The organism is Paraburkholderia sp. SIMBA_027 (genome assembly GCF_046535315.1).
In the GTDB taxonomy this organism is placed as follows: Bacteria; Pseudomonadota; Gammaproteobacteria; order Burkholderiales; family Burkholderiaceae; genus Paraburkholderia; species Paraburkholderia tropica.
Window position 1 is genome coordinate 1 of record NZ_JAWRWY010000683.1, and the last position, 268, is coordinate 268.

At 69.0% G+C, this 268-nt stretch carries 1 pseudogene; it reads left to right on the forward strand.

From position 1 onward, the window contains the following. A pseudogene (locus SB764_RS40760) lies at nt 1-242 on the forward strand (MFS transporter); the annotation flags it as partial. Between the last annotated feature and the right edge of the window lie 26 nt (nt 243-268).

Sequence of the window (268 nt, forward strand, 5' to 3'; positions counted from 1 at the left end):
CCACCGTCCGGCTCGCCACGGACGTCTACGGCAAGGAATCGGCTCCTGTCGTGTTCGGCTGGGTGGTCGCCGGTCACCAGCTGGGCGCAGCGTTCGCGGCGCTCGGCGCGGGCATGCTGCGTGCGAGCCTCGGCACCTACACAGTGGCGTCGATGATTTCGGGCGGCTTGTGCCTGGTCGCCGCCGTCATCGTGCTGCGCATCAACCGGCCGGCTCGGGTGCCGGAGGCGCAGGCGGTTTAAAGCCACACGTCAAAGCCAAGCGCTTG